At 59.7% G+C, this 26,962-nt stretch carries 23 protein-coding genes and 1 tRNA gene; 4 read left to right on the top strand and 20 right to left on the bottom strand.

What is annotated here, in order from left to right; all coding sequences use genetic code 11:
- Positions 1-84 precede the first annotated feature (84 nt).
- The gene (gene hypB / locus ACM3N8_RS02410; RefSeq protein ID WP_416015404.1) at positions 85-939 is read right to left on the bottom strand and encodes a hydrogenase nickel incorporation protein HypB; all 855 of its coding nucleotides are present in this window, start codon (positions 937-939) and stop codon (positions 85-87) included.
- Here hypB and ACM3N8_RS02405 point away from each other — a divergent pair.
- Positions 820-1,200 carry a hypothetical protein gene (locus tag ACM3N8_RS02405; protein ID WP_416015403.1) on the top strand — a complete coding sequence of 127 codons (381 nt, stop codon included), beginning with the start codon at positions 820-822 and terminating at the stop codon, positions 1,198-1,200. The two genes, hypB and ACM3N8_RS02405, sit on opposite strands and share 120 nt — an antisense overlap.
- Here the strand turns inward: ACM3N8_RS02405 and hypA are convergent.
- The 19 genes from hypA to ACM3N8_RS02310 all read right to left on the bottom strand — a co-directional run bounded on the left by hypA (position 1,178) and on the right by ACM3N8_RS02310 (position 22,845).
- Positions 1,178-1,519 carry a hydrogenase maturation nickel metallochaperone HypA gene (gene hypA / locus ACM3N8_RS02400; RefSeq protein ID WP_416015402.1) on the bottom strand — a complete coding sequence of 114 codons (342 nt, stop codon included), beginning with the start codon at positions 1,517-1,519 and terminating at the stop codon, positions 1,178-1,180. The two genes, ACM3N8_RS02405 and hypA, sit on opposite strands and share 23 nt — an antisense overlap.
- A 69-nt stretch (positions 1,520-1,588) precedes the next feature.
- Entirely contained in the window at positions 1,589-2,593 is a 1,005-nt protein-coding gene (gene hypE / locus ACM3N8_RS02395) for a hydrogenase expression/formation protein HypE (RefSeq protein ID WP_416015401.1), read from the bottom strand.
- Positions 2,594-2,678: 85 nt separating this feature from the next.
- Positions 2,679-3,797, bottom strand: coding sequence for a hydrogenase formation protein HypD (gene hypD, locus ACM3N8_RS02390; protein ID WP_005315141.1), 1,119 nt, complete (start codon positions 3,795-3,797; stop codon positions 2,679-2,681).
- Complete coding sequence (locus ACM3N8_RS02385) at positions 3,791-4,042, bottom strand: HypC/HybG/HupF family hydrogenase formation chaperone (protein WP_241278126.1); 252 nt, start codon at positions 4,040-4,042, stop codon at positions 3,791-3,793. Before ACM3N8_RS02385 ends, hypD begins: the two co-directional genes overlap by 7 nt.
- Positions 4,043-4,047: 5 nt before the next feature.
- Positions 4,048-6,474, bottom strand: a complete 2,427-nt coding sequence (hypF, locus tag ACM3N8_RS02380) for a carbamoyltransferase HypF (protein WP_416015400.1) — start codon at positions 6,472-6,474, stop codon at positions 4,048-4,050.
- A complete protein-coding gene (selB, locus tag ACM3N8_RS02375) occupies positions 6,471-8,396 on the bottom strand; it encodes a selenocysteine-specific translation elongation factor (RefSeq protein ID WP_290016793.1) in 1,926 nt (641 codons plus the stop codon). The genes hypF and selB overlap by 4 nt, the downstream gene beginning before the upstream one ends.
- A gap of 4 nt (positions 8,397-8,400) precedes the next feature.
- Positions 8,401-9,828, bottom strand: a complete 1,428-nt coding sequence (selA, locus tag ACM3N8_RS02370; RefSeq protein ID WP_169045967.1) for an L-seryl-tRNA(Sec) selenium transferase — start codon at positions 9,826-9,828, stop codon at positions 8,401-8,403.
- A 268-nt stretch (positions 9,829-10,096) separates the two neighbouring features.
- Positions 10,097-10,188: transfer RNA gene (locus tag ACM3N8_RS02365), tRNA-Sec, on the bottom strand.
- Between the two features lie 193 nt (positions 10,189-10,381).
- Positions 10,382-10,891 carry a hydrogenase maturation peptidase HycI gene (hycI, locus tag ACM3N8_RS02360; protein ID WP_290016790.1) on the bottom strand — a complete coding sequence of 170 codons (510 nt, stop codon included), beginning with the start codon at positions 10,889-10,891 and terminating at the stop codon, positions 10,382-10,384.
- Positions 10,891-11,304 (bottom strand): formate hydrogenlyase maturation HycH family protein, encoded by a 414-nt coding sequence (locus ACM3N8_RS02355; protein ID WP_290016789.1) that lies wholly within the window; start codon positions 11,302-11,304, stop codon positions 10,891-10,893. The genes hycI and ACM3N8_RS02355 overlap by 1 nt, the downstream gene beginning before the upstream one ends.
- A complete protein-coding gene (locus tag ACM3N8_RS02350; protein WP_416015399.1) occupies positions 11,297-12,112 on the bottom strand; it encodes an NADH-quinone oxidoreductase subunit B family protein in 816 nt (271 codons plus the stop codon). The genes ACM3N8_RS02355 and ACM3N8_RS02350 overlap by 8 nt, the downstream gene beginning before the upstream one ends.
- Positions 12,112-12,669: a formate hydrogenlyase complex iron-sulfur subunit gene (locus ACM3N8_RS02345; protein WP_416015398.1), complete on the bottom strand. Its 558-nt coding sequence runs from the start codon at positions 12,667-12,669 to the stop codon at positions 12,112-12,114. Before ACM3N8_RS02345 ends, ACM3N8_RS02350 begins: the two co-directional genes overlap by 1 nt.
- 9 nt (positions 12,670-12,678) lie before the next feature.
- Positions 12,679-14,397 carry an NADH-quinone oxidoreductase subunit C gene (locus ACM3N8_RS02340; RefSeq protein WP_416015397.1) on the bottom strand — a complete coding sequence of 573 codons (1,719 nt, stop codon included), beginning with the start codon at positions 14,395-14,397 and terminating at the stop codon, positions 12,679-12,681.
- 79 nt (positions 14,398-14,476) lie between these two features.
- Positions 14,477-15,430: a respiratory chain complex I subunit 1 family protein gene (locus ACM3N8_RS02335; protein WP_265453088.1), complete on the bottom strand. Its 954-nt coding sequence runs from the start codon at positions 15,428-15,430 to the stop codon at positions 14,477-14,479.
- Between the two features lies 1 nt (position 15,431).
- Positions 15,432-17,315: a hydrogenase 4 subunit B gene (hyfB, locus tag ACM3N8_RS02330; RefSeq protein WP_416015396.1), complete on the bottom strand. Its 1,884-nt coding sequence runs from the start codon at positions 17,313-17,315 to the stop codon at positions 15,432-15,434.
- On the bottom strand, positions 17,315-18,010 hold the full coding sequence (locus tag ACM3N8_RS02325) for a 4Fe-4S dicluster domain-containing protein (protein WP_416015395.1): 696 nt from the start codon (positions 18,008-18,010) through the stop codon (positions 17,315-17,317). Before ACM3N8_RS02325 ends, hyfB begins: the two co-directional genes overlap by 1 nt.
- 667 nt (positions 18,011-18,677) lie before the next feature.
- Positions 18,678-20,546 (bottom strand): low affinity potassium transporter Kup, encoded by a 1,869-nt coding sequence (gene kup / locus ACM3N8_RS02320; protein ID WP_098984253.1) that lies wholly within the window; start codon positions 20,544-20,546, stop codon positions 18,678-18,680.
- Positions 20,547-21,149: 603 nt separating this feature from the next.
- The gene (locus ACM3N8_RS02315) at positions 21,150-21,917 is read right to left on the bottom strand and encodes an abortive infection family protein (protein WP_416015394.1); all 768 of its coding nucleotides are present in this window, start codon (positions 21,915-21,917) and stop codon (positions 21,150-21,152) included.
- 58 nt (positions 21,918-21,975) lie between these two features.
- On the bottom strand, positions 21,976-22,845 hold the full coding sequence (locus tag ACM3N8_RS02310) for a hypothetical protein (RefSeq protein WP_416015393.1): 870 nt from the start codon (positions 22,843-22,845) through the stop codon (positions 21,976-21,978).
- Positions 22,846-23,531: 686 nt separating this feature from the next.
- Here ACM3N8_RS02310 and ACM3N8_RS02305 point away from each other — a divergent pair.
- From ACM3N8_RS02305 to ACM3N8_RS02295, 3 genes are all read left to right on the top strand, one after another.
- Positions 23,532-24,146 (top strand): 4Fe-4S dicluster domain-containing protein, encoded by a 615-nt coding sequence (locus tag ACM3N8_RS02305; RefSeq protein WP_416015392.1) that lies wholly within the window; start codon positions 23,532-23,534, stop codon positions 24,144-24,146.
- Positions 24,147-24,297: 151 nt separating this feature from the next.
- The gene (fdhF, locus tag ACM3N8_RS02300; protein ID WP_416015391.1) at positions 24,298-26,442 is read left to right on the top strand and encodes a formate dehydrogenase subunit alpha; all 2,145 of its coding nucleotides are present in this window, start codon (positions 24,298-24,300) and stop codon (positions 26,440-26,442) included.
- Positions 26,443-26,524: 82 nt separating this feature from the next.
- Entirely contained in the window at positions 26,525-26,923 is a 399-nt protein-coding gene (locus tag ACM3N8_RS02295) for a hypothetical protein (RefSeq protein WP_416015390.1), read from the top strand.
- Positions 26,924-26,962: the final 39 nt, after the last annotated feature.

Here is a 26,962-nt window from a genome sequence, read left to right as displayed (position 1 = left end):
AAGATTCGCAGATAAAGAGAGGGAGGCATCAGCCTCCCTCTTTTGTTATCCACAGTTAGCTACGGCGTTTAACCGGTTTACCACTCAGGCACTGGCCAGCCAGTTGAGCCAGGCATCCATCCCTTCACCCGTGGTGGCACTGACCTGGATCACCTGAATATAGGGGTTGACCCGTTTGGCGTTCTCGATGCAGCGGGCCACGTCAAAGCTGACATAGGGCAGCAGATCGATCTTGTTGATCACCATCAGCTGGGCGGCGGCAAACATGTCCGGGTATTTGAGGGGCTTCTCTTCCCCTTCTGTGACGGAAAGGATCGCCACCTTGTACTTCTCGCCGAGATCGAAGCTGGCGGGGCAGACCAGATTGCCCACGTTCTCGATAAACAGGATGCCCCCTTCATTGGCGGGCAGCTGGTGGCAGGCGTCGTGGACCATTTTGGCATCCAGATGGCAGCCCTTGCCGGTGTTGATCTGCACGGCAGGGACGCCGGTGGCACGGATACGATCCGCATCGGCGCTGGTCTGCTGATCCCCTTCGATCACAGCGCAAGGGCGCTTGTCGGCCAGTTGGCGCAGGGTTTCGCACAGCAAGGTGGTCTTGCCTGACCCCGGGCTCGACACCAGGTTAAGCACCAGCTGGGCCGCCTCGTCGAAGTGTTCGCGGTTGTGGGCCGCCAGCTTGTTGTTCTTGGCCAGCACATCCATCTCGATGGCGATCAGCTGGCGCTGTCCCATGCCGGGCACCGACAATCCCGCTTCCCCTTTGCCATAGTGCAGATCACCCTGCTGATGGTCATGGTCATGGTCATGGTCATGGTCATGGTCATGGCTGTGATCATGGGGATGCGCGTGGGAATGGCCGTGATCATGAGAGTGGGCATGATCATGATGATGGTCGTGAGGGTGACTGTGATGGTGTTCATGACCCTCTGCTCCCACTGGCGCCCGTACCCCGTGGTAGTGGTGATGGACATCCCCCTGATGGTGATAGTGGTGGTGAACGATCAGGGTGCGCGGTGCGCTCTGCTCGTGGGCATGATGGTGCTGAGCCTCATGGGCATGAGGGTGGCCGTGCTCATGGTTATGATGGTGCTCATGATCGTGGGGGTGTGCATGGTCGTGATCCTCTTCATGGCCGGCGATCCGTGCCTGGCCGCATCCGCATACGCTACACATATCAACTTACCTCGATGTCGGTGATGCGCAGGCTATCACCCTGCGCGACTCGTAATTTGTATCCGCCACACTCGGGACAGGCCTGCCCGCGCTCGGTGAGGGTGACCGTCTGGTTGCAGTCGTAACACCAGGCTTCTGCCGCCCGGTGTTGAAAGTGAAGTTGGGCCCCTTCGACGGCGGTGCCCTTGGCGGCAGCCTCGAAACAAAACGCAATGGTGTCCGGGTCGACGCAGGAGAAGCTGCCGACCTCGAGCCAGAGGGCGGTCACCTTGTTAAAGCCCCGCTGTGCAGCCTGTTCGGCCGCCAGATCGATGGCGGCCATGGCCAGAGACATTTCGTGCATGGTGGCTCCTTAACCGATATTGGGAGGAGCAGTGACTCCTCCCGGTAATTGACGGAACGGCATGGCCGCTCAACAGATCCGCGGGAGCAGTTCCCCTTGCGGTAGCTCCAGATAACGGCGGCTGCCCCAGGGGTTGTTGAGCACCACCTTGTGGCGATCGCTCGTCTGCACCACGCCTATCTGGCTGGCAGAGGGGTTGAATTGCCGCAATATGCCCAGCGCGTCCTGCGCTTGTTCGGCAGGCAGAGCCAGCACCATGGTCCCCTCGTTGGCAAGATCATGGGGCTCGAAGCCGTAGAGCTCGCACAGGCCGCGCACCGGATCGCAGACCGGAATGGCGGACTCCTCCAGCTCGATACCTACTTGGGAGGCGGTGCTCCACTCGTTGAGTACGGCGGCAAGGCCGCCGCGGGTGGCATCGCGCAGGGCATGGGGGGTAAGCCCCGCTTGCAGCAGTGCCTCCACCTGCGGCCAGAGGGTGGTGCAGTCGCTCTTGAGTGTCGAGCCCAGCTGCAGGGCGTCGCGGGCCATCAGGATGCAGGCGCCGTGGCTGCCGATATCCCGTGACACCAGAATGGCGTCACCGGCCTTGAGGTTTCGTACCGAGATGCCCCGGCTCTGCTCAGGTAGCGGGAAGGTGCCGACCCCGCTGGTGTTGATGAAGATCTTGTCGGCCGCTCCCCTCGGCACCACCTTGGTGTCGCCGCAGACGATGCGGGCGCCGCTCTTGGCCAGCTCTGCGGCCATCGACTCGACGATGCGGACGAGATCCGCGTAGGGGAACCCCTCTTCGATAATGAAGCTGCAGCTGAGGTATTCCGGTTTGGCCCCCATCATGGCGAGATCGTTGACCGTGCCGGCGATGGCCAGCTTGCCGATATCGCCCCCCTCGAAGAACAGCGGCGAGACGGTGAAGCTGTCGGTGGTGAAGGCGACGGGGCCGCTCACCGGCAACAGGGCGGCATCTTCACCGCGCAACAGGATCTCGTTGCCAAAGTGGTGAAAGAAGAGCTTATTGATAAGCTGGTTCATCTCGACGCCACCGCCCCCATGGCTTAACTGAATTTCTCTCATCGGGTCTGGTTCTCCACAAGATTGCCGAAACAGGCTGGTTCATCTCCACCCATCACCCGACCGTCGTGGCTAAGTTGAGTTTCTCTCATTGCTGCTGGATCCCCATATAGCGGTAGTAGGCATTGCAGGCTCCCTCGGAGCTGACCATGCAGCTGCCCATGGGCTGGGTCGGGGTGCAGCCCCGGCCAAAGACTTTGCACTGGTTCGGCTTGGCCAAGCCGCGCAGAATATCGGCGCACTGGCACGCCTTGTGGTCATCGATGGGGGTCTCACTGAGTTGAAAGTGGCGCTCCGCATCGCGCCTGGCGAAGGCATCGCGCAGGCGCAGGGCGGAGGCGTTGATATCCCCGAGGCCTCGCCAGCGAAAGTGCTCGCGGGTCTCAAAATATTGGTCGACCAGCCGCTGGGCGGCCCGGTTGCCGCTGGCGGTGACGGCGCGGCTGTACTGCACCTCCAGCGCGTAGCGACCCTCCACCTTCTGGCGCACCATCATCAGCAGCGCCTCCATCACATCCACCGGCTCGAAGCCGCTCACCACCACAGGCACCTGATAGCGATCAACGATGGGAAGGTAGATATCGGCACCTGTGATGACGCTGACGTGGGAGGGACCGATAAAGGCGTTCACCTTGGCAACCCCGTCGGCCATCACGGCGTGGATGGCGGGCGGTACCAGCACATGGTTGATATGAAACAGCAGGTTCTCCACCCCCGCAGCGTCGGCTGCTGCCAGCAGCGCGGCTGTCATGGGGGTGGAGGTCTCGAAACCGATGGCGAAGAAGACCACGGTTTTTTCCGGGTTCTCCTTGGCGATGCGCAGCGCATCGAGGGGGTCATAGACGGGGCGGATATCGCTCCCCTTGGCCCGCTGCTGGGCCAGCGTGCCCTTGGAGCCCGGCACCCGGATCATGTCCCCCAGGGTGACCAGAATGACGTTGGGCTCTCTAGCCAGTTCGATGGCCTGATCGATGCGCTCCTTGGGCATGATACAGACCGGGCAGCCGGGGCCGTGGACGAACTCTATGCTGGCCGGCAGCAACTGGGGCAGGCCGTATTTCATGATGGTGTGGGTATGGCCGCCGCACACCTCCATCACCCGCAGCGGCTCGGGCAGATCCTTTGCCAGTTCAGTAATTTGCGCGGCGAGGGCGCGGATCACCTCGGGCTGGCGAAAGCCCTGAAACAAGTCATTCAAGGTCAGCATGGCAAGATATCCTGTTTGGGCATCAGGGCCACCATCTGGCGGAAGCTCTCCAGGCTGGCCTGCGCCTCCGCTTCGTCAATCTTGCTCATCACAAAGCCGATATGGAGCAGCACATAGTCGCCAAGGTTGAGGGGTTCTTCGAGCAGCATGCAGCTGACCCGGCGTTGCACCCCCAGGGTGTCGACGGTGACGCAGTTATCTTCTGGGTGCAGCTGCACCACCTGAGAAGGTATGGATAGACACATGGATTTCAGGACTCCGACAAGGTGGCACAACCGGTTGTGGCAGGCTGGTGCGTGGCAATATGGTGGATGGCAAACCAGAGCTGACCGGCGGCTATGCCACCGTCATTGAGCGGCAGGGTTTCGCTGGTCAATACCTGCCGACCGGCGGCTTCGAGGCCGGGCACAAGCTGATCCATCAGCATCCGGTTTTGAAACACGCCACCCCCGAGCGCCACCGGATAGCCGGGGAAGCGCTCGGCCAAAGCGATGATCAAATCGCTGATGGCGCAGATAAAACCGGCGGCCAGGCTGGCGGTTGAGGTGCCTTTGCGCCGCTCGCCGACAAGGGTATTGAGCAGCTCTGCCCACTCGATTTGCAGTGGCCCCTCCGCGCTCTGGTGCAGGCCAAAGGCGAGGGGGAAGGGCAATTCATCGGGGGTCAGCTGCAAGGCGGCGGCCTCCAGCAAGAGCCCGGCTTCTCCCTCGTAATCCGGGGTATCGATCACCCCCAGCAGCGCCGCGACGGCGTCGAACAGTCGGCCGATGGAGCTGGTATGGGGGGCGTTGCGACCGAGATGCCAGAGCTGGTGCAGGTTGCTGATCCGATCAGCTGACAGTCGCTTGATCGCCGGAATATCGAGGGCGCAGACCTCCTCCACGCCATAGGATTCAAACAGCAGCCCCAGCAGCTGGCGCACCGGCTCGCGAATGGCCGCCTCGCCGCCAATAAGCTTGAAGGGTTTGAGGTGCGCAACCCGTGTAAAGCCCTTCACATCGGCCAGCAGCAGCTCGCCACCCCAGAGGGTGCCGTCATCCCCAAGGCCGGTGCCATCGAAGGCAACACCCAGCACTGGGCCCCTGATGTCGTGCTCGGCCATCACAGCCAGCAGGTGGGCGTGATGATGCTGCACCTCGAGATGGGTCGCACCCTCTGCCGCGCAATAGCCCTTGGCCCACTGGTGGCTGAGGTAGCCCGGGTGGCAGTCCGACACCAGCAGCTCGGGCTTGAGATCGTAGAGTTCGCGAAAGGTAGCCAGGGTCTGCTCGAAGTGGCCCTGCATCGGCAGGCTGTGCAGATCGCCGATATAGGGGCTGTAGATGCGCTGGCGACCGAAGGCCAGCGCCAGCTGGTTCTTCTGCTGGGCTCCGACTGCCAAGAGCGGCACCTTGACCGCCTCTTTCAGGCTGGGGGTGCAGGGGGCATAGCCCCGGGCGAGGCGCAAAGTTTGGCGTCGCCCGCCTGCCCACTGCACCAGACTGTCGTCGCACGGGTGCAGTATGGGGCGGTTGTGATCCAGGATGCCGTCGATTTCGCCCCCGAGTTCCCTGACCACTGCATCGCATTCGATGAGGATCGGGCTGCCGCGACCATTGGCGCTGGTGGCCACCAGCGGTAGGGCACAGGCGTCCAGCAGCAGCTGATGGAGCGGGGTATAGGGGAGCATTACGCCGAGATAGGGAATGCCGGGGGCTATCCCCTCGGCCAGCGGGGCCGCGGTGTGTTGGGATTCTGACGGCCGTTCATCCTTGGTGCGCTTGCGCAGCAAGGTGATGGGTCTGGCCTGAGAGGCGAGCAGCTTCCACTCCTCCTCGCAGCCGGTGACATGCAATTTGGCCTCGGCAAGGGAGCCCATCATCACCGCCATCGGCTTGCGCTCGCGCCGCTTGAGCTGGCGAAGCCGTGCCACGGCGGACTCGCTGCGCGCATCACATATCAGGTGATAGCCCCCCATCCCCTTGACCGCGATAAGCGCCCCCGCTTGCAGGGCGCGGGCAGCCATTTGCAGGGCATGATCGCGCTCGGCCAGGGCATCGCCCTTGCCTGTGCGCCAGCTGAGGTGGGGCCCGCACTCGGGGCAGCTCACCGGCTGGGCGTGATAGCGTCTGTCCAGCGGGTTTTCATAGGCCGCAGCGCAGCGCGGGCACATGGCAAAGCCCGCCATGGCGGTGTGGGGTCTGTCGTAGGGGAGGCGGCGGATGATGGTGTAGCGCGGGCCGCAGTGGGTGCAGTTGGTAAAGGGGTAGTGGTGGTGGCGATCAACGGGGTTGGCCACATCCGTGGCGCACGCCTCGCACATTCCCTGATCCGGCGAGATGGCGACCGTGGCGGCGCTCTGCTGCTGGCTGGCCTTGATATGAAACTGGCCGTCATAGTCGGGATTATCTTCTCGGAGAAGCTCCCGCTCGCTGAAATGATCGATGCGGCTGAGCGGTGGTGCCAGCTCCCGCAGTTCGCGGGCAAAGGCGGCCAGCCGCTCGGGCAGGCCTTCGGCACCTATGGTGACGCCGTTGGCATCGTTCAGCACATAGCCGATGAGGCCGTGGCGCAGCGCCAGCCCATAGACGAAGGGGCGAAAGCCGACCCCCTGCACTATGCCGTCGATATGAAATTCGCGGCGCAGTCGGCTGGCCACAAGATTGGGAGAGATAGAGGGGGCGATGGCGGTGCTCATGCCGGCTCCAGTTCATCTTGAGTGGCTGGCAAACGCAGCACCCGGCGCTCGTTCTCCTCGCGCCGCACCCAGCCATCCATCTCCATGCGCAGGCAAAACGGAATGGCGTATTTACGCGACAAGCCGGTGATCTCCTTGAGGGATGCCATGTCGATCAGATCTCCCACCTGCTGGCCCGCCAGCACGGCGGTGACCATCTGGTTGTAAAGCACGGCGTCGTAGTAGATGGGGCCATCGAGCTGCACCAGATACTTGAGTCGCGCCAGGTTGCGCAGCTGCTTTTGCAGCGCGCAGTTTTTTTGTAAACCATTGCGCTGCAAGCCCTGCTGCAGGGCGGCGGGCAGCTTGCGGGTGATAAAGGGATCCAGCTCCACGCCGCCGGGGCCCAGTTTACCGGGCTCGTAACCCTCCTTGCCTTGATCTCGCACCACTTTGAGCACCAGCTGCGCCTCTTCCCCCAAATCATCTTCCGACTCGCCACTGCCCGGCTGCCACTTGTCATGGTGCAGACGAACCAGCTGCTCACTTTTGAGCTGCTGGAGCAGGGCTTGAATGACCGGCAGGGCGATGCCAAATCGGGTCGCCAGCTCGGCGGCGCTCAGGGGCTCGCATTTCAGTGTGGCGAGCAGCTGCTCGCGGCTCTGCGCCAGCCAGTGGTTGTCCAGCAGCCAGTCACCGAGCGGGGTGACCTGATCGGGCTGCTCGTCAAAGCGGCTGGCCAGCACATAGCCGTTGAGCCCCAGTTGCAGGGTGGCCGGGTTGTAGTTGGCGAGTTCATCGGGCAGCTCGCCCAGCAGGGCGTGCAGCGCCTTGCGTCTGGCGGGGTGAATATCGCCGCACCAAAGGATGCGGGCGCCGTGCAACAGTTCGCTGCTGCCGTGGCGGATAATGGCGAGCGGTTGGCCGAAGAAGCAGGGGATGGGGTTGGCAAAGATCAGTCGCGCCAGCCGGGTATCCTTGATCGGAACAAAACGGGCCCGGCCGTGCCAGCTGCCGAGGGCTACTTCCACCTCGCGGTTGCGTTGCTCCCGGATGCTGTCGCCGACTTCGTTCAGTCGCACGATAAGGTGGGTCGCCGCCTCGCACTGGCCGGCGGCGCTGGTGAGGCAGTGGCCGCGTGCCGCCTCCTTGTGGGGCACCTTTTTAAGACCCACCGCCACCCGACAGACGGCGCCAATTTCATCGACGCTCTGGTGATAGGCCTGCAGGGATCGCACCTGCACCTCCCGATCAGCGGGGTAGAGGCGCAGTTTGTCCCCCACCTTGAGGCTGCCCTGCTGCAGGGTGCCGGTGAGCACTGTGCCTGTGCCATTGGCGGTAAAGACCCTGTCTACATAGAGACGCGGTGGCGCCTCTTCACGAGAGCGGCGCGGGGCGCCCTGTTCGCGGGTTATATGTGATTCAGGCAGATCGGCAAGCTGGCGCACAATGGCGGTGTGCAGGGCGGTCATGTTGGCGCCGGTTTTGGCGCTGACGCTGACGATGTCGGGCACCATGCCGCTCTCGTCCATCACCCGCTCCAGCAGGCTCTCCTCCAGCAGGGCCAGCTCGTCGGCGCTGACCAGATCGCACTTGTTGATGCAGACCAGCAGGCGCGGCACCCCCATGGCCTTGAGCAGGCGCAGGTGATCCCCTGTCATCGGCATCCACCCCTCGTCGGCGGCAATAACCAGCAGCACCAGATCCAGACTCCAGAGCCCCGCCACCATGTTGCGGATATAGCGCTCGTGGCCGGGCACGTCGATGACGCCTATGGTGTTGCCCTGACCGTCGTCGAAGTGGGCGAAGCCGAGATCCTGGGTCATGCCGATGGCCTGCTCGTGGGCGCGGGCTGTGGTGATGCCGGTGAGGGCCTTGATAAGCAGGGTCTTGCCGTGATCCACGTGGCCGGCAAGGCCGATAACGGCGCGATAGGGGGTCATGGGATCAGGGCTCCTCTGTCGCATTGATCTGGGCGGGCAACAGCAATTCCTTGAGTTGGGCTATCAACAGCGCCATCTCAGCCGGCAGCAGGGTGGCCATATTGAGCAGCGCCTTCTGCTGGCGCACCGTGGCAATCACAGGCACCGGTAATTCCCGCAGGGCGTCGAGCAGTTGCTGGGCCGGGCGCGGATCTGTGCATTCGAGCGCCAGCGCCGGGTAGAATTCGTCCGGTAGGGTGCCGCCGCCCACCACCAGCTGGGCGGGCACCTCGGCAAAGCAGCCGGGCAGGGCGGCCATCAGCTGATCGGCTCTGGCCTGCATGGCGGCGGGGTTGCTCAGGGTGCGCTGGGCAATCCCTTCGCCGATGGGGGACTTGTTGAGCTTGTGGATGAGCAGGCGTTCCAGCAGGGAGTAGACGATGCGGCTCGGGCGGAAGGTGCGCATCATGGGGTGTTTTTCCAGCCGCTTGATGAGATCGCTGCGGCCGCTGATGATGCCCGATTGCGGGCCCCCCAGCAGCTTGTCGCCTGAGTAGCAGACCAGATCCGCCCCCGCCTTGATGTACTGGCGCACCGAGGTTTCGTCCGGCGCAAACTCTTCTGTGGTCAATCCCGAACCCTGATCCACCGCCAGCACCACGTGCTCTGGCAGGGCGCGGGCCAGCTCGCCGATGTCGGGGGATTCGGTAAAGCCGCGAATGGCGAAATTGGATCTGTGCACCATCAGCACCAGCGCGGTCTGATCCGTGATGGCATCCAGGTAATCTTTGGCGGTAGTGATATTGGTGGTGCCCACCTCCACCAGTTTGGCGCCGGAGAGGGCCAGAATGTCGGGAATGCGAAAGCCGCCGCCAATCTGGATCTGCTCGCCCCGCGAGACGATCACCTCGCGCCCCTTGGCTATCTCTTGCAGCAGCAGGAAGAGGGAGGCGGCGTTGTTGTTGACCACCAGCGAATCCTCGGCCTGGGTGAGGCAACGGAGCAGGGGAGCGATCAGCCCCTTGCGCCCGCCGCGCTTGCCGGTGGCGAGATCCAGCTCCAGATTGTTGTAGCCGGTGTTGAGGTCACGCACCTCGTCCCACAGCTCACTGCTTAGCGGCGAGCGCCCCAGATTGGTGTGCACCAGGGTGCCGGTGGCGTTGATGACCCGGGTCTGACGCTGGCGCAGCTGCTGCTGGCAGCGGCTGGCAACCAGCGCTTCAAGATGCTCGGGGGCGACCCCGTGCTGGCGAAACGCCTCGCTCTGGCGCAGTTCACTCAGGGTCTCGCGCACTGCCTGGGTCACCAGCGGGCGGCTCAGTTCATCGATGTAAGTGGCGAGAAAAGGTTGCTGCAGCAGCTGTTCCACTTGTGGCAAACGGCGCTGGTTTGCTGGAGTCGCGGTATAAGAGGCGCTGGGGGCGAGGGAGGATACGTCAGACGGAGTTGGCATGGGATGACCCGGGCTGTGCGTGGGAGTGACATGCACGCCGCTTTGCCGGAGGAAGGCCGCTGCGACGCTGCTTATTTGCTGCTTTCGCCATTCATGAATTAATAAAAAAGGCGAATAGATAAATTAATGTTCGAGCAGAGAAATAAGAGTGTCGGAGCGCATTCAGATTATATTGGCAATGCGACAGGCGCCTTGTTAGAACAATGTGTGAAACAGTCGTCAACCAGCCTGAAACATAATTGACGGTTTCTCTCCAATATATGAAATTTGGCGGAAGAGGCAGGAATCGAACCTGCCAAAGCCTTCTCGGCTCTCATCGGTTTTGAAGACCGAGGAGGCCACCAGACCCCATCAGCTTCCGCAATGGCCACCATTTTGTGGCAATTTTCTGTGACTGGCAACGCTTTTTTATGTTTAAAAATAGCTAGTTGGCCGGTTTTCTGAAAAATATCCGTGCGTTGATTTATATCAATTTCATGGCAATTAGCCCGATGTTTTTAATTTAACATCGGGCGTTTATATATGCCTTTTGAGGGATCGATAACTGCCGCCGTTAACAAGCCGGCAAATAATCGGTGGCCGCATTGGTGATATTCCACTGGGCCAGCCTATTTATTAACAACTCGCTATCTTTAGCCTCTTCCAGATGATCGTAGAGATAATCCATGGCCCCGCTCACCATCTCTGTCATCGGGAAGGAGAAGGCGACTATGGCCGGTTGCACCCCGACAAAGATCACCTCGGGGACAAAGGTCTTGAGTTCGTCGATCAAAAAATTGAGCGGCATATTGTGGGTCGAGAAGATAAACATCTCGGCTATGGTTTCGGGGGGGATCACCTGCAGGGTGCCCGCCTTCTCGCCGATCTCGGCGGCATCCACCAGCACTACCCGCTTCGGTTGCAACTCCCGCACCTTGTGGACCACATTTTCCGGCGCTATGCCGCCGTCGATATGGAGCCAGCCGGGCAGGGGGGCGGCTTGCAGCTTGTCCGCCAGATAGGGGCCGGCACCGTCGTCCCCCATCATGGCATTGCCCACGGTCAACACGAGATTGCAGCCCATCAGCGGCTCCTTACCATCAGGTACATATGGGGATCGTTATAGAGGGCGGTGAGCTGATCCATAAAGGTGTCGGTCCAGCCCAGCTCCTGCTCATCGAGCACACCTTGTGCCTTGCGCAGCCGGTCGAAGGCACAGGCCAGCATATGACAGTGCTCGCGATAGACGGTGATCTCGCCAAAGGTGAGAAACCCCTCCATCTTGCGGCGCGCCTCGCTCCCTTCGGGCAGCTTGGCCACCCAGTCGCGATAGCCCGCCAGGGGGCAGACCAGATCGGCGCTCAGACAGTCGACGATGCCGAGGTGGTGGCCGATGGCGAGGCTGTAGTACATCACCTCTTTCGCCTCCTCCGGCACATCGAACTGCTCATCCACAAACTTGCGGGAGAGGCGGTAGAAGAAAACCTGATCAGCCATGCACTGCCTCTCTCTTGCCTGCTACCCGGTTGAGGCAGGCGTTGGCCAGGTTGTTGACGATCTCCGACAGGCGCGGGTCGTCGTGCTGATTGAGGTAGCTCTGGATGCGCAGATCCACATCCTGCTGGGTCGCCCCTTCGAGCAGTGCCATAAACTGGTCGGCGATGATCTGTCCCTGACGGTAACCGGCCATGCGGCGCGCTTCGCGCTCGATCATCACCCGAATTTCATTGGGGATGCCGGTGTGGCGCAGCTCGACCCGCACTCCCGGTTGCACCTCGTGGCTGATGGCTTTGAGTTTTTGCTCAAGCAGACCGAGCGCCACCGCAAAGCCATAGATGGTGGCGGCGGGAGTGGGGGGGCAGCCCGGGATGTAGACATCCACCGGTACGATTTTGTCGGTGCCGCCCCAGACGCAATAGAGATCGTGAAAGATGCCGCCGTCACAGCCGCAGGCGCCGTAGGCGATGCAGATCTTGGGATCAGGGGCTGCTTCATAGGCGCGCAGGGCAGGGACTCGCATCGCCCGGGTCACCGCGCCGGTAAAGAGCAGGATGTCGGCGTGACGGGGGGAGGCGACCACCTTGATGCCGAAACGCTCGGCATCGAACAGCGGTGTGATGGTGGCGAAGATCTCGATCTCGCAGGCGTTGCAGCCACCGCAATCGACCCGATAGACATAGGCCGAGCGGCGAATGTCTTTGAGCAGGGTTTTTTTAAGTTTGGTGATCTCGGGATCCTGTGCCAGCGGCACGGCGCGGGTATGGGCATGGCCGACAACCGGTTCTATGCCTTTGATCTTGCTCATCACATCCACTCCTGTTGTGTGGTAGTCGGTGCGGCAATCGGTGTGGTCAGGGCCGAGTCAGGCTGGCTCAGCATGCCCTGTTTTCGTTTGCAGTCGGGGCAGTGGTGCAGGCGCTCAGGGGTAGCGAGCGGCGTGCCTGCCTGCTTGAGGGTGTCCTCCACCAGCGCCACCAGTTTGCTCGGGGCAAAGTAGGTGCCGCACAGGGTGCAGGGGGCCAGCGCGAAGCGGGCCTCCTCATAGAGATCGGCCTTGTTGGTCACCGCCAGCTCGAACTCGGGGGAGAGGGCGATGGCGCGGGTCGGGCAGACCTCTTCGCAGCGGCCGCAGAAGATGCAGCGGGCCATGGAGATCTCCCAGCGGCGCTCGCCGGTCTCCATATCGACCTCCATCACCAGCGCGTTGGCCGGGCAGGCCTTGGTGCAGGCGGCGCAGGCGATGCACTGATCCGCCTGATATTTCGGTTTGCCGCGAAAATCCCGGTTCACCTCGTAAGGGGCGAAGGGGTACTTGGCGGTTGGGGTGCCAGCCTTGAGGATGGTCTTGAACAGCTTGATCATGATGACCCCTTATTTCAGCGGAGAGTTTTTGCGGTCGATGCCGTAGCGCTCGATCTCCTTGTAGGAGACCACGGTGGACTTGCCCTTCTTGGGGTCGACCAGGGTGACCCGATCGGTACAGGAGTAGCAGGGATCCAGACTGCCGATGATCAGCGGCGCATCGGCGACGGTATTGCCGCGCAGCATGTAGCGCAGGGCGGGCCAGTTGGCGTAGGTGGCGGCGCGGCAGCGCCAGCGGAACAGCTTCTGGTTATCCCCGGTCATGCTCCAGTGGACGTTCTCGCCGCGGGGCGCTTCGGTAAAGCCCAGCGCAAACTTGCCCGGCTGATAGGTGAACCCTTCGGTGAGCAGTGGCCCCTCCGGCAGGTGCTCAAGACCAAACTCGATCATGTCGAGGGAGTCGTAGAGCTCGTGGATGCGCACCAGCACCCGGGATTGCACGTCGCAACCGGCCAGGGTCTGGATCTCCATCGGCAATTCGCGATAGGCGGCAAAGTCGTGGACCCGGCGCACATCGCGCTTGAAGCCGCTGGCCCGCACCATGGGGCCGACGCAGCTGAAATCGCGGGCCACTTGCGGGTCGAGGCGGCCTATCCCCACCAGACGGGAGGTGATATTGGCGGTGTCGAGCAGCATGGCCACCAGCGGTTTGAGCTCATCACGGAGCTCGCGCACCAGCTGGGCGCCCTTGATGCGATCTTCCTTGAAGATGTCGCGGCGCACCCCGCCAATCAGGTTGAGGCCGTAGGTCTTGCGGGCGCCGGTGAGCAGCTCGGCCAGAGTCATGGACTTTTCCCGCACCCGGAAGAACTGCATAAAGCCGGTGTCGAAACCGGTGAAGTGGCTCGACAGCCCGATGTTGAGGATGTGGCTGTGCAGGCGCTCCACCTCCAGCAGCACGGCGCGGATCATCTTGGCCCGCTCGGGCACCTTAATGCCCATGGCGTTCTCCACCGAGGTGGTGTAGGCCACGCTGTGGGTAAAGCCGCAGATGCCGCAGACCCGGTCGGTCAGAAACGCCACTTCGTTGTAGCCCATGCGGGTTTCCGCCAGCTTCTCCATGCCGCGATGGACATAAAACAGCCGGTAGTCGGCATCGATGATGTCTTCCCCATCGACAAACAGACGAAAGTGACCCGGCTCGTCCGAGGTGATGTGCAGCGGGCCGACCGGTACGATGCGGTTGGCCTCATTGCCCAGCTCATTGACGAAGGGGTAGGTCTCGGTGTCGGTGGTGGGCATGGGGCGCTGGCGGTAATCCATGGCGTCCTTGCGCAGCGGGTGGATATCCTCCGGCCAGTCGTCCGGCAGCACCAGACGGCGTTCGTCCGGCAGGCCGACGGCGCGCAGGCCGTACATGTCGCGGATCTCCCGCTCGCCCCACACAGCCGCCGGAATGGTCGGGGTGATGGAGGGGTACTCCTGCGAGGTGGCTTCGACCAGCACCTTGACGGTGATCCAGCTCTTGGTGTCGCCCTCCATGGAGAAGACGTGGTAGACGGCGAAATGGCCGTTGAGGCTGCGTTCGTCATTGGCAAACGAAACCGAGAGCCAGCCGCCCTGCTTGTGGAAGATCAGGCTGGTGAGGGCCACCAGGCTGGTGGGCTTGACGGTCAGGGTGGCCTGATCGGCGGTCTGCCATTGCTCGTCGATAATGGCGTGGGGCAGTTGCTGTCGCAGTTGCTGGATATAGTCGCAACCGATGCGATCCTGGATGGCGATGGTCATGCAGTTCTCACTTTATGTTCGGGAATGAGCAATCGGAAAAGGTGAAATCGAAAAAAGCAGCTGTGATGGCGGGCATGAGTTATACCCCGACCAGATAGGCGAGCAGCGCCAGCAGTGCCAGCCCCAAGCCATAGCGGGTGAGCTTGTGGGTGCGCACGAACTGGGTGCGGGCCATGGAGTTCTCGATAATGCCCGCAAGTCCAAATGCCACCAGCAGCTTGCAGAGCAGGATCAGGGTTGCCAGCGCCAGTGCGGGCAGGCTCCAGTTCGCCGCCTTGCCGAAGGGGAGGAAGATCACCAAAAAGAGCTGCACCACCACCAGCTGCTTGAGGCCCATGCTGAGTTTGAGCAGTGCGAGACTTGCGCCCGAGTATTCGGTGAGCGGCCCCTCCTGCAGCTCCTGCTCGGCTTCGGCGCAGTCAAAGGGCAGCTTGCCCATCTCCACAAACACCGCGAAGGCGCAGGCGGCACCGGCCAACAGGGTTGCGATGGGGGCGGCCAGCGGCTGGGTGGCCACATAGTTGCTGATGTTGCCCAGATCCGAGCTGCCCACCATCATCGCCATGATGAAGCAGGCGAGCACCAGAATGGGCTCCACCAAAATCCCTAAGGTCAGCTCGCGGCGGGCACCGATCCCGGCAAACATGCTGCCGCTGTCGAGCCCCGCCAGGGAGAAGAAGAAGCGGAAGATGGCGAACAGGTAGATGTCGGTGATGAGATCCCCGGCGATGGGAAAGGGGGACTCGTGGGTCAGGGTCGGCAGCGCCATCCCTACCAGCAGCAGGGCTGCGATCAGCAGCGCCGGCATCAGGTTGAAGATGATGCCGGCAGGCTCGGGGGTCACTTCCTGACGGCGCAGGAGCTTCCCGATATCCCGGTAATCCTGCAGCAGGCCCGGCCCCTGACGGGAGTGCATCTTGGCCCGCAGCACCCGGTTGAAACCGGTGGCCAGCGGCGCCAGCGCCAGCATGGCGATGGCCTGGGTCAGGGCGAGGGCAACCATGCCCCAGCTCGGCATTTCAAGAACAGGCATATCAGACTCCTACAGCCATCAGGATAAAGAGCGCCAGCACCAGGCCGTGCAAGAGCCAGCCAGCGGCAGAGGGCGACGCGCTCACCCCGTGCAGGGCGGTGGCCAGATCAAGCTGTGGCTGTTTGCGATAGAGCGGGGCACAGAGTTGGCGCAGGGTATGGGTGACACCACCGGAGGTGAGGCTCATGCGCTCCTCGTAGGCGTAACCGCAGGCCCAGGGGGTACCGGCATGACGACGACCCAGCTTGGGCCCCTTGAAGATGGCCACGACCAGCAGCGGGATGAGGAACAGCCCCAGCAGGGTGATGGCAATCACCGGCGGGGAGAGGATCGCCTGTGAGCTGTCGAGCGGCAGCAGGGTTGCGCCAGTGGCCACGCTCATTTGGCCCATTAGGTGAGTAGAGACGAGCGCTTGGCCGTAGCCGCTGACAAAGGGGGCAATCCAGGGAGCGCCCAGACCCAGCACCAGACAGACCGCTGCCAGCAGCAGGGTGCCTGCCACCATGGCATTGGGTACTTCGCGGGCCTGACTCGCTTTTTCGCTGCGCGGTGCGCCGCAGAAGCAGATGCCATACACCTTGACGAAACACATCACCGCCATGGCGCCGGTCACCGCCAGCATCACCACCGCCAGCGGGGCCACCACAGAGGTGCCGAGCTTGGTCATGGAAAGTAAGGCCTGATAGATAAACCACTCGCTGACAAAGCCGTTGAGCGGTGGCAGGGCCGAGATGGCCATGGCGCCAATGAGGAACGCCAGCGCGGTCCAGGGCATCAGTTTGGCCAAGCCACCCATTTTGTCCATGTCACGGGTGTGCAGGCGGAACATCACGGAGCCGGTGCCCATAAAGAGCAGGCTCTTGAAGATGGCGTGGTTGAGCAGGTGATAGAGCGCGCCGAGCAGCCCCAGCACCACCAGTGCCGGTTGCTGGTTGGCGATGCCGATCATGCCGATCCCCATCCCCATCAGGATGATGCCGATGTTCTCCACCGTGTGGTAGGCGAGCAGCCGCTTGAGATCGTGCTCGGCCAGCGCAAACAGCACCCCGAGCACTGCCGAGCAGGCACCAAAGATCAGCACCATGTAGCCCCACCAGAGCTGGCTGGCACCGAGAAAATCGATGCTGACTCGCAGAATGCCAAACAGACCCAGCTTCACCATGACGCCAGACATCAGCGCCGAGATATGGGACGGAGCAACGGGCTCTGCTACTGGCAGCCAGCCGTGCAGCGGCACGAAACCGGCGCGCAGGCCAAAGCCGCAGAAGCTGAGCAGGAACACCAGGGATGCCAGTGTGCCCGCCAGATGGTGCTCGCGCAGCGCGGCGAACTCCAGCGAACCGCTGTCGCGGCAGAGCAGCCAGAAGGCGATCAGCACCAGCGCCATGCCGATATGGTTCATCACCAGATAGAGGCGGCTCTGTTTGGCCGCGTCCGGGTTGGTCTTGACCAGCCAGTAGGTGGTGAGGGTTACCAGCTCGTAGCAGAGCAAGAAACCGAGCGCGTTGTCGGCCAGCACCATGCCCACCATGGCGAACAGGAAGAGGTTCATTAGCGCGCCGATGGCCACATCCCCCTTGCCCTGATATTCGCGAATATAGGCAAAGGAGTAGAGGGAGACAGCCAAGCCCACAAGCGTGATCACCAGCAGCATCAGGGCTGCCAACATATCCAGATGCACCGAGCCCAGCAGCCAGATCTGGCCGTCGATGGTTGCATCCTGGGCCAGCGCCTTGATGGCGGCAACAACACCGACGAGCGAGCCCAGCAGGGCGAAGCCGCTATTGAGACGGTTGGCAAGCCAAGGCTGCTTTTGCAGCATCAGACAGGCGGCAGCGCCCAGCAAAAAGAGCAGGAGCGTGCCCATAACAAGGGGGGACAACATCAGCAGGATCCCTCAGTGATTGAAGCGTCGGGTGAAACAGGCGTAGCCGTGGCGGTCGAGCAAGACGCGCTCGCGCAAGCAGAGGCCGAGAAGGCGGGGGCACCTTGCGGGTGAGCATTGGCCGCTTGCAGGCGACGGTCGCGGGCGGCGTTGGCGCAGGAAGTGTCGTTGACCATGCTCAGTGACTGGGAGGGGCAGGCACTGACACAGGCGGGGCCTTCAGCGCGAAACTCACAGAGGTCACATTTGACCGCAATGCTGCGCACCCCGGGCTCCCAGCTCAGCAGATCCTCGCCAAAGCAGCGCAGACCGGCGGAGGTGGAGGGATTGCTGGAGCGGATGGAGCAGGGAATATAGGTGTCGTAGCTGTTGGCCATGGCCACCGGACGGCTGCCACCGCTCTGGATGGCACCGAACGGGCAGGCCACGGCGCACAGGTTGCAGCCGATGCAGAGCGACTCGTTGAGCTGCACGCAATCGCCCGTCTGGGCAATCGCCTCGACCGGACACACCTTGATGCAGGGGGCGTCTTCACAGTGACGGCACTGAACCGGCATGGTCGCCTGCTCGTGTCGCATAACGGTTAATCGGGGGGCTTGCTGCAAACCTTGCGCCTTGTGAACCGTGCTGCAGGCCGCCATACAGGTGCCACAGCCGATACACAGCTTGGGGTCAGCGATAACGAAGCGGTTCATAGCCTACCTTGTCGTGTCGCGAACGGAGAGAATAGGGGCAGGATGGCAAAATGCGGGCCAGATTGACTTTTGGCGTAAAATTGATTTCAACTTGCTGTTTTTAAATGACTTTAAATTTGGTGTCGAACCGTGACCAGGACGCGGCACAGTGTCGAAGTGTGACGTTCGTCACTTGTGACGAAGGGCGGGAGAGGGTTCGTCACCTCGGAAAAACAGTGCCGACAGGGAGCAATGCGGGGTCGTAATGAAGGGCGGAAGGGTTATTCGTCTGCGGTAGGGAATGGGGTGCAAAGAACGAAGTGAATTGCACCGTTTAGCCATATGGTCGCCGTGCTTTGCACCCTTCTCCCCTCGTGGGAGAAGGGTTGGGGATGAGGGGAAAGTCAGCCATATGGTCGCGATGCACTGTGCTTGTTGTACCCTACGGCTGTTGTGAGAGGGGGCGGTATAGCCGTAAGTGAGCAGGTTCGATTAGGTGTAGGGTGCAAAGAACGAAGTGAATTGCACCGTTTAGCCATATGGTCGTCGTGGTTTGCTCCCCTCTCCCCTTGTGGGAGAAGGGCTGGGGATGAGGGGGGAGAAATGCCCCCGTGGTTAACGGCAAAAAGAGAGGGAGGCCAATGCCTCCCTCTCTCTTGCTGGCCTTCTTTATGCCCTCAGAACGCCATCAGATATCCACCTGCGAGCCCAGCTCTATCACCCGGTTGGGCGGGATCTCGAACTGATCCGGTGCGCGCAGGGCGTTGCGCTGCAGCAGCATAAACAGCTTGCCGCGCAGGTAGAGATACCAGGGGCGTTCCTTCATGATCAGTGACTCGTGGGCCATGAAAAACGAGGTTTCCATCATGCGGCAGCTCAGCCCCTCGGCGTTGCAGCGGTGGAAGATCTCTTCCATGTTGGGGGTCTCGCGCCAGCCGTAGCTGGCCACCACCCGCCAGAAGGTGGGGGAGAGCTGCTCGATGCAGACCCGGCGCACGTTGTGGACGTAGGGCACATCCTCCACCCGCAGGGTGAGCAGGATTATCCGCTCGTGCAGCACCTTGTTGTGCTTGAGGTTGTGGAGCAGCGCATGGGGGATCACATTGACCACCCGCGACATATAGACGGCTGTGCCGGCCACCCGGGTCGGCGGGGATTTTTCCAGCGAGGCTATCATGGGCTCGAGCGAATTGCCGTGCTCGTTCAGGCGGCGAATGAGCTGGAAGCGTTCACTCTTCCAACTGGTCATCAGGGTGAACATGACGGCGCCCAGGGTGAGCGGCAGCCAGCCACCGGAGAAGATCTTGCCCAGGTTGGCGGCAAACAGCGGCACGTCGATGGCCAGCAGCAGGGCGAACAGGGCAGCGACCAGATAGGTGGGCCAGCGCCAGCTGTTTTTGGCCACTGAGCAGAAGAGGATGGAGGTGAGTACCATGGTGCCGGTCACGGCGATACCGTAGGCTGCCGCCAGATTGCTGGAGTGCTCGAAGCTCATGATCACGATCACCACTGAGATATAGAGCATCCAGTTGATGACGGGAATATAGATCTGGCCGGACTCCTGCTCGGAGGTGTGGACGATGCGGATGGGTGAGAGATAACCGAGCCGCACCGCCTGCCGGGTGAGGGAGAAGACCCCGGAGATCACCGCCTGGGAGGCGATCACGGTCGCCATGGTCGCCAGCACCAGCAGCGGCAGCAGCGCCCATTTGGGGGCAAGCAGGAAGAAGGGGTTGGCGATGGCCGCCGGGTTGCCCAGCAGCAGGGCGCCCTGGCCGAAGTAGTTGAGCACAAGCGACGGCAGCACCACCACAAACCAGGCGAGCCGGATCGGGTTCTTGCCAAAGTGGCCCATGTCAGCGTAGAGCGCCTCCACCCCTGTGATGGCCAGCACCACGGCGCCGAGGGCAAAGAAGGACGTGGTCTGGTACTCGGCGAAGAAGCGCAGCGCCCAGATGGGGTTGAGCGCCCCGAGCACCTCGGGATTCTGGATGATGCTGCGCAGTCCCAGCACGGCCAGGGTCAGAAACCAGGTGAGCATGATGGGGGCAAACAGCTTGCCCACCATGGCGGTGCCATGTTTTTGAATGGCAAACAGCAGGGTCAGCACCAGCACGGAGAGCGGCACTATATAGGGGTCGAGGGAGGGGGCCATCAGGCTCAAGCCCTCGATGGCCGACATCACCGACATGGCCGGGGTGATCACCACCTCGCCATAGAAGAAGCTGCCGCCAATCAGCCCCAGGATGATCAGCACAGGCGTCCAGCGGGGAGAGGCGTTGCGGGTGGCCAGTGACATCAGGGTGAGAATGCCCCCTTCACCGGCGTTGTCGGCCCGCATCACGAAGGAGAGGTACTTGACCGAGACCACCAGGATCAGCAGCCAGAAGATGAGGGAGAGAAATCCCAGGATGGCGGCGGGTTCGGCCCCGATCCCGAATTGACCCGACAGGCACTCACGCAGGGTATAGAGGGGGCTGGTGCCGATATCACCATAGACCACGCCAATCGCCGCCAGCGTGACGCCGGACAGGGCTTGTTTGTTATCACAGCTCATGAGGTTATCTTGTTACACGTTTGCCAAAGCACAAGGGCCCGAGCGATCAGGAAAACCCTGATATTCAATCGGGATAGTATTAAGAGATTGCGATGGGAAAGGGAGTTAACTGGATATAAAGGGGCTCATTATGGGACACAGTCTGTTCATCTGCCGTTAAGCGTATGATGACACACACTCTGTGGGATCATGCTCTGGTATAAATAATCAAAAGGGGCTTTTGAACGAAATCATTAATTATCCATTGATTGAAATAACCCGTCGGGGCGCGTGCAAGCGTTTGTTTTCTCTGAGTATCCATTTTGGCCAGAGTTTTCAATTAGGCTGGTTGAAAAATAGACGATAAAATGCTGACTAATAAATTGATGCAGAGGTGGGTAAAGAGGACTGTGTTGGGTGGCGATAGAGTCTTTATTTGGTCTGGGGGCAGGGACGGAAAGAAAAAGGATATGGCCACCACAACATCAGCCATCATCAAGCAAAGCAAGAGAGAGGATATATACGTAGGGTGCAATGAACGAAGTGAATTGCACCACTAATTGAACATACGTAAGAGGTGTAATGCGCTGCGCTTATTACACCCTACGGCACCATAAATATTCCCTATGCTAGGTTGTTATTTTTATTTGCCTCGTATGTTGAGATTAAAAATAATGACATTGCGCCAGCTAAATTTACGGCAAGTTCAGCATGCCTTGCTTGTGGTTTAACTGGATGTTTACCATGCCCATGAGCGTCACCTAATTTATTGCGTAGTGTACCCAAACCATTAACTATTCCAGAGCACCCGCCCAAAATCTGTTTGAATATTGGTTCGTTATGCTGCTCTGGAGCCATATTTAACTCTTTTGCTGTAAGTTTATAAAGATCAGACAGTTCAATTGATGAGTTGTTATAAGCAACACTAAGTTCTTCTAGAATATGCTTACATACGCTTTCTAAGATTGTACGTGCAATTGTAATTGCACCTTCGGGATCTCTCACTTTGCGCTCTAGAGCTTTAGTCCATGCATAATGGATGCTGTCTGAGTCAAAACTTTGTAAAACATCGGATATAGATTGTTGAGCTGGGTGTATTTGACCTTTTTCTAAGTACTCAAGTAGTGGGTTGAACTCTTGCCATATATATTGTCTGCGATCAGCATAAGTTCCATACTCAAATTTGATGAACTGCCAAAATTGATCGAGGTTACGATTGGTTTTAACACATCGTGGGGTCATAGTCGCTATTGTTGGATTGCCAAGTAACTCAGTTCTAATAACTTGGTAATCAGCATTATCACCAGCACCGCCTGTTGCTTGCGCAACCAGCATATTTTGTAAATATGTTACCCGGTCAAATAATGTTCCCAAATAACTTAACTCACTCATTTTATATCTCACAGCCTCTAATACAATATCAAATGTCGGCAGTGTTCGTACCAACTGCTTAAATTACTTTTCTTGCTTCAATTTCAGTCATTGATTCTTTTTCAAACTTAAGAGCTTCGGTGCGATCACCTAGATACCTTGGTAGGTTATCCAAAGCCATAAAACCACCTAGACGTTGTTCATGATGCCCGATTATTAGTCCCCCGTAACAATTATGTGCATGACAACCACTAATTAAAGTCGAGTTATTTGTGATTAAGATATTGCGAGGTCTAACCAATATCTCGACACCATTTCTTAAGAATCGGCCTCGATTTATAATGACTTTGTTTGGTGGTTTGAAATCTACTTCTATAAGTATCTTTCGGCGTGCCTCACGAATCGATAGTTTTGTGCCAATTAACTGTATGTCCCATGGTGTTATCGAGTAATAAAGTTGATTGTTTTTTATATGAAGAACGGGAGCGTTAAATTCATCGAAAATAACTAAATTTAGGAGTAAGTGACCATCTGCCATGATCAGGCCGATCAAGGGATTGCCATCAACACTAATGGGTACCATTGCGGTTCCATACCCTTGGTCATCGCATGTAAAGGTGTTTCCACCTATTTCAACTTCAGCTGTTTTTCCGGAAAAATGCAAGCTATATGGTTTAGACACACCCTTACGAAGGTTAAATGGATTTTCATTCGCATTTCTTACTACTTCTTTTGGAAGTAGGCCACCCGTTTTTTCTCTGTGGTGTTGGTCACACAATAAAGTTATCTCTTCAGCTACATGGCGTTTAACGTTAGCCCATTCCTCCATATGCTCATATTCATACAGCGGCATTCCGCAGATAACACAACCGAAGCCACAACGTTGTCTAACCTCTCGTTGAATCGGAAGAGGTATATTCCTACTATTTAAATCTTGTTCTTTAGTCATGCAGATTCCTATTTAAGCTAATAATTCTTTAAATGGAGAATGCTAGTACTGTAACTTGGTATTCTAAAAATGGTTTTCGTAGCTATCTCTCAATTTCCCCAAGTTTCAGTCATCAATCTATTTTTTGAACCAGTGACATTGTGCTGTGTATCTGCATGGTAGCGATCTCAACGGAGCTGATTGTCAAGTGAGACATATTAACCGTACAGGTAAAAAACTGAAGAGGTAGGAGCTGAAAACCGGTTCTGGCTCAATAAATTTATCAATATAAGGCGCTTTATTCTTCGGTTTGGCTTGGTGCTGATGGGCTGGCGCGATAGTAAAACCAAACAACAGGCCGCTCCGGCATCCTCTCTGATGGTGCCATTTATCCTCCGATAATCAAGCGGGGCAGGGGGCTGTCAACCGGTGTCGAGCTCGTCACTTTTGTCGTGTCGATCACAGTTCAGCGGAGCTGTCGTCATCGTCATCGGCCTGAAAGTCGTCGTCCATTTTTCTGATTACCCCTTTATTTTCAGTTGCTTGTGAACTTTATTTGGCCCGTCCCCGCTTTTGGTCTGATAAATGCTTTGTGGGTGAGCCGGCTGCGTCGTCGGTGTTTGAGTGTGCGCCCCCTGAGGCGATGACACTTGGGCACGCCGGGCGATGCCAGTGCGGCAGTAACGAAACATTTAGGATCCCTCTCTATGAACAGCTTCGTGATTGCAGATCCCAGTCTTTGTATTGGGTGTCGTACCTGTGAGGTGGCGTGCGCCGTTTCACACCAGTCAGGGTCTTGCAGCGGGACCCTTGAGCGGGAGGGCGGCCTGCATCTTGCCATCGAGGATGGACATCTGGTCTCCAAGGACAGCTATTTCCAGCCGCGCCTGAAGGTGATCGTGGGCAGCAAGGTGACCACGCCCGTGCTCTGCCGCCAGTGTGAAGACAAGCCGTGTGCTGTGGCCTGCCCCAACAATGCCATCGTGACCGAAGATGGCTGTGTCAAGGTGCTGCAGGTGCGTTGCATCGGCTGCAAATCCTGCGTGGTGGCCTGTCCTTACGGTGCCATGGCGGTGGTGGTGAAAGAGGTGGCCCCCGCAGCCGATGCGCTGTTCAAGCGCCCGCAGACCAAGGCGCAAGCCTTGAAGTGCGATCTCTGCCGTCACCGTGAGGCGGGCCCGGCCTGTGTCGAGGTGTGCCCGACCCAGGCGCTGCGCTTGGTGACGCCGGAGTCGCTCGGCGAGCTGAACCGCCAGAAGCAGCTGGCCAGTGCCGAGGCGATGGCGTCCTGCCAGCGCCAGCCGGTCTCCGCACAGGGGTGAGGCATACGGGAGTGGGGCATCAAGATGGCGTACGCAGCCCCTTGCTGGCCGCCGCTTGCGCCTCTGTACTCTCTACCCCTGACAAGCCATTTTCGTTAAAGGCCTTTTAGCGTTAACAGCCTTTTACCGTTAACAAACAAGAGTGTGAGTCATGAAAAAAGTCATTACCGTCTGCCCCTATTGCGGCACCGGTTGCAAGATCAACCTGTTGGTTGAAAACGACAAGGTGGTGGGGGCCGAAGGCGCCAACGGCCGGACCAACGAGGGGCAGCTCTGCCTCAAGGGTTATTACGGTTGGGATTTCCTGAACGACACCAACCTGCTGACCCCCCGTCTCAAGAGCCCTATGATCCGCCGCGAGCGCGGTGGCAGGCTTGAAGCCGTCTCCTGGGACGAAGCCATCGAGTTTGCCAGCAGCCGTCTGTCCGCCATCAAGGCCAAATATGGTGCCGACGCCATCATGACCACAGGCTCGGCCCGTGGCCCCGGCAACGAAGCCAACTATGTGATGCAAAAATTTGCCCGCGCCGTGCTTGGGACGAACAACGTCGACCACTGCGCGAGGGTGTGACACGCACCCTCAGTCTCCGGTCTGGAGACAACTGTAGGCAACGGCGCCATGAGCAACGCCATTCCCGAAATTCAAGAGACCAAGTGCTTGCTGGTGTTTGGTTACAACGCTGCTGACTCTCACCCCATAGTCGCCCGCCATATCCTCAAGGCGAAGGCGAACGGGGCCAAGGTGATTGTGTGTGATCCCCGCATGGTGGAGACCGCCCGCATCGCCGATCAGTGGCTGCCGCTCAAAAACGGTTCCAACATGGCGCTGGTCAATGCCTTCGGCAACGTGCTGATCGCCGAGAACCTCTATGACAAGGCGTTCGTCGCCAACTACACCGAGGGGTTTGAGACCTACAAAGCGCTGGTAGCCAGGTACACCCCGGAATACGTGGAGGGGATCACTGGCCTCAAGGCCGCCGATATCCGCGCCGCCATCCGCACCTATGCGGCCTCGCCTGCGTCCATGATCCTGTGGGGCATGGGGGTGACTCAGTACGGTCAGGCGGTGGATGTGGTCAAGGGGCTCGCCGGAATTGCGCTGCTGACCGGCAACTTCGGTCGCCGTGGCACCGGCTGCGGTCCGGTGCGTGGGCAGAACAACGTGCAGGGCACCTGTGACATGGGGATGCTGCCGCACCAGTTCCCGGGCTATCAGTCCGTGAGCGATCCCGCCATCAGCGCCAAGTTCGCCAAGGCGTGGGGCGTGCCGGCGCTTTCCCAACAGCCCGGCTACCGTCTGACTGAGCTCAGCCACAAGGTGGAGGAGGGCAAGTGCAAGGCCTTCTATATCTTTGGGGAAGATCCGGCCCAGACCGAGGCCGACCTGGCCCAGTTCAGGCGCACCCTGGGGGGCATGGATCTGGTGATAGTGCAGGACATCTTCATGACCCAGACCGCCGAGATGGCGGATGTGATCCTGCCCGCCACCAGTTGGGGCGAGCACGAGGGGGTTTACAGCTCGGCGGATCGCGGCTTCCAGCGCTTCTACAAGGCGGTGACGCCGCCGGACAACGTGAAGCCGGACTGGGCCATCTTCTCCTTGATGGCCACCGCCATGGGGTATCCCATGGAGTACCGGGATACCAACCAGATCTGGGACGAGATGCGCGCCCTTTGCCCGCTCTATACCGGGGTCAGCTATGACAAGATGGCCGATCTCAAGAGCGTGCAGTGGCCTTGCCCGACCGAGGATCACCCGGGCACCAGCACATTGTTCGAGGGCAATGTGTTCACCACCCCGAGCGGCAAGGGTCAGCTGATTGCCTCCGAGTGGCGTGCGCCGCTGGAGCAGCCCTGTGCCGAGTATCCGCTGGTGCTCTCCACAGTGCGGGAGGTGGGTCACTACTCCTGCCGCTCCATGACAGGCAACTGTTCGGCGCTGCAGACCCTGGCCGATGAGCCCGGCTATGTGCAGATCCACCCGAGCGATGCGCAAAAGCTCGGCGTGAAGGATCAGGCGCTGGTCTGGATCTCGTCGCGGCGCGGCAAGGTGATCACCCGGGCCAACTACAACGAGCGGGTCAACGCCGGTGTGGTCTACATGACCTACCAGTGGTGGATAGGGGCGTGCAACGAGCTCACCATAGAGCACCTTGATCCCGTCTCCTACACCCCCGAGTACAAGTACTGCGCAGTGAAGATTGAGCGCATTGAGGATCAGCCCGAGGCGGAAGTGTACGTCCAGACTGAATACAGTGCCCTCAAGGCGAAATTGCGTAGCGCCGCCAAAGGGTAATCGTCGTTAAATAAAGTGGATCCAGGCTCTGTTCACAGGGCCCGGATCCTCTCATCCTTTTTTCAGCTGGCAGGTGTCCTTCATGAAAAATGAATTAACTCTCTCATTCGGGATCTTTTATGTTTCCGCTTATTTTCTGGTGATGTTATTGGGGCTGGTCTGCTTCTGGTGGCACGACGAGTTGATATTTCTGCTGGGGTTCGGTTTCTTCGGCTGTTTTATCGCCGCGCGCATCGCCATGGGCGCCGTGCTGGCGGCGCTGAGCGTGCAGGCGGCCTGGCTGATAGCCTTTCTCTCCACCACCCTGGTCAACGGCCTGCTGACGGGCTTGCTGGCGCTGGTGATCCTGTTCACCCATCAGGCGGTGTCTGCAGAAATAGCCGACAATATCAGTGGGTTATTGATTGCATTCCAACTGCTGTCGGCCGGCTTCATCCTGGGGGGCCTCAAGCTCTACAACTACCAGCTCATCTCCTCCTGACGGAGCGCAGCCATGGGCAAGCGGCGGCTATCCAGTCAA

Source organism: Aeromonas sp. A04, assembly GCF_047780465.1.
Lineage (GTDB): Bacteria > Pseudomonadota > Gammaproteobacteria > Enterobacterales > Aeromonadaceae > Aeromonas > Aeromonas bestiarum.
Note: the sequence above shows the minus strand (reverse complement) of the source record. Positions and strands in the feature narration are given on the sequence as shown.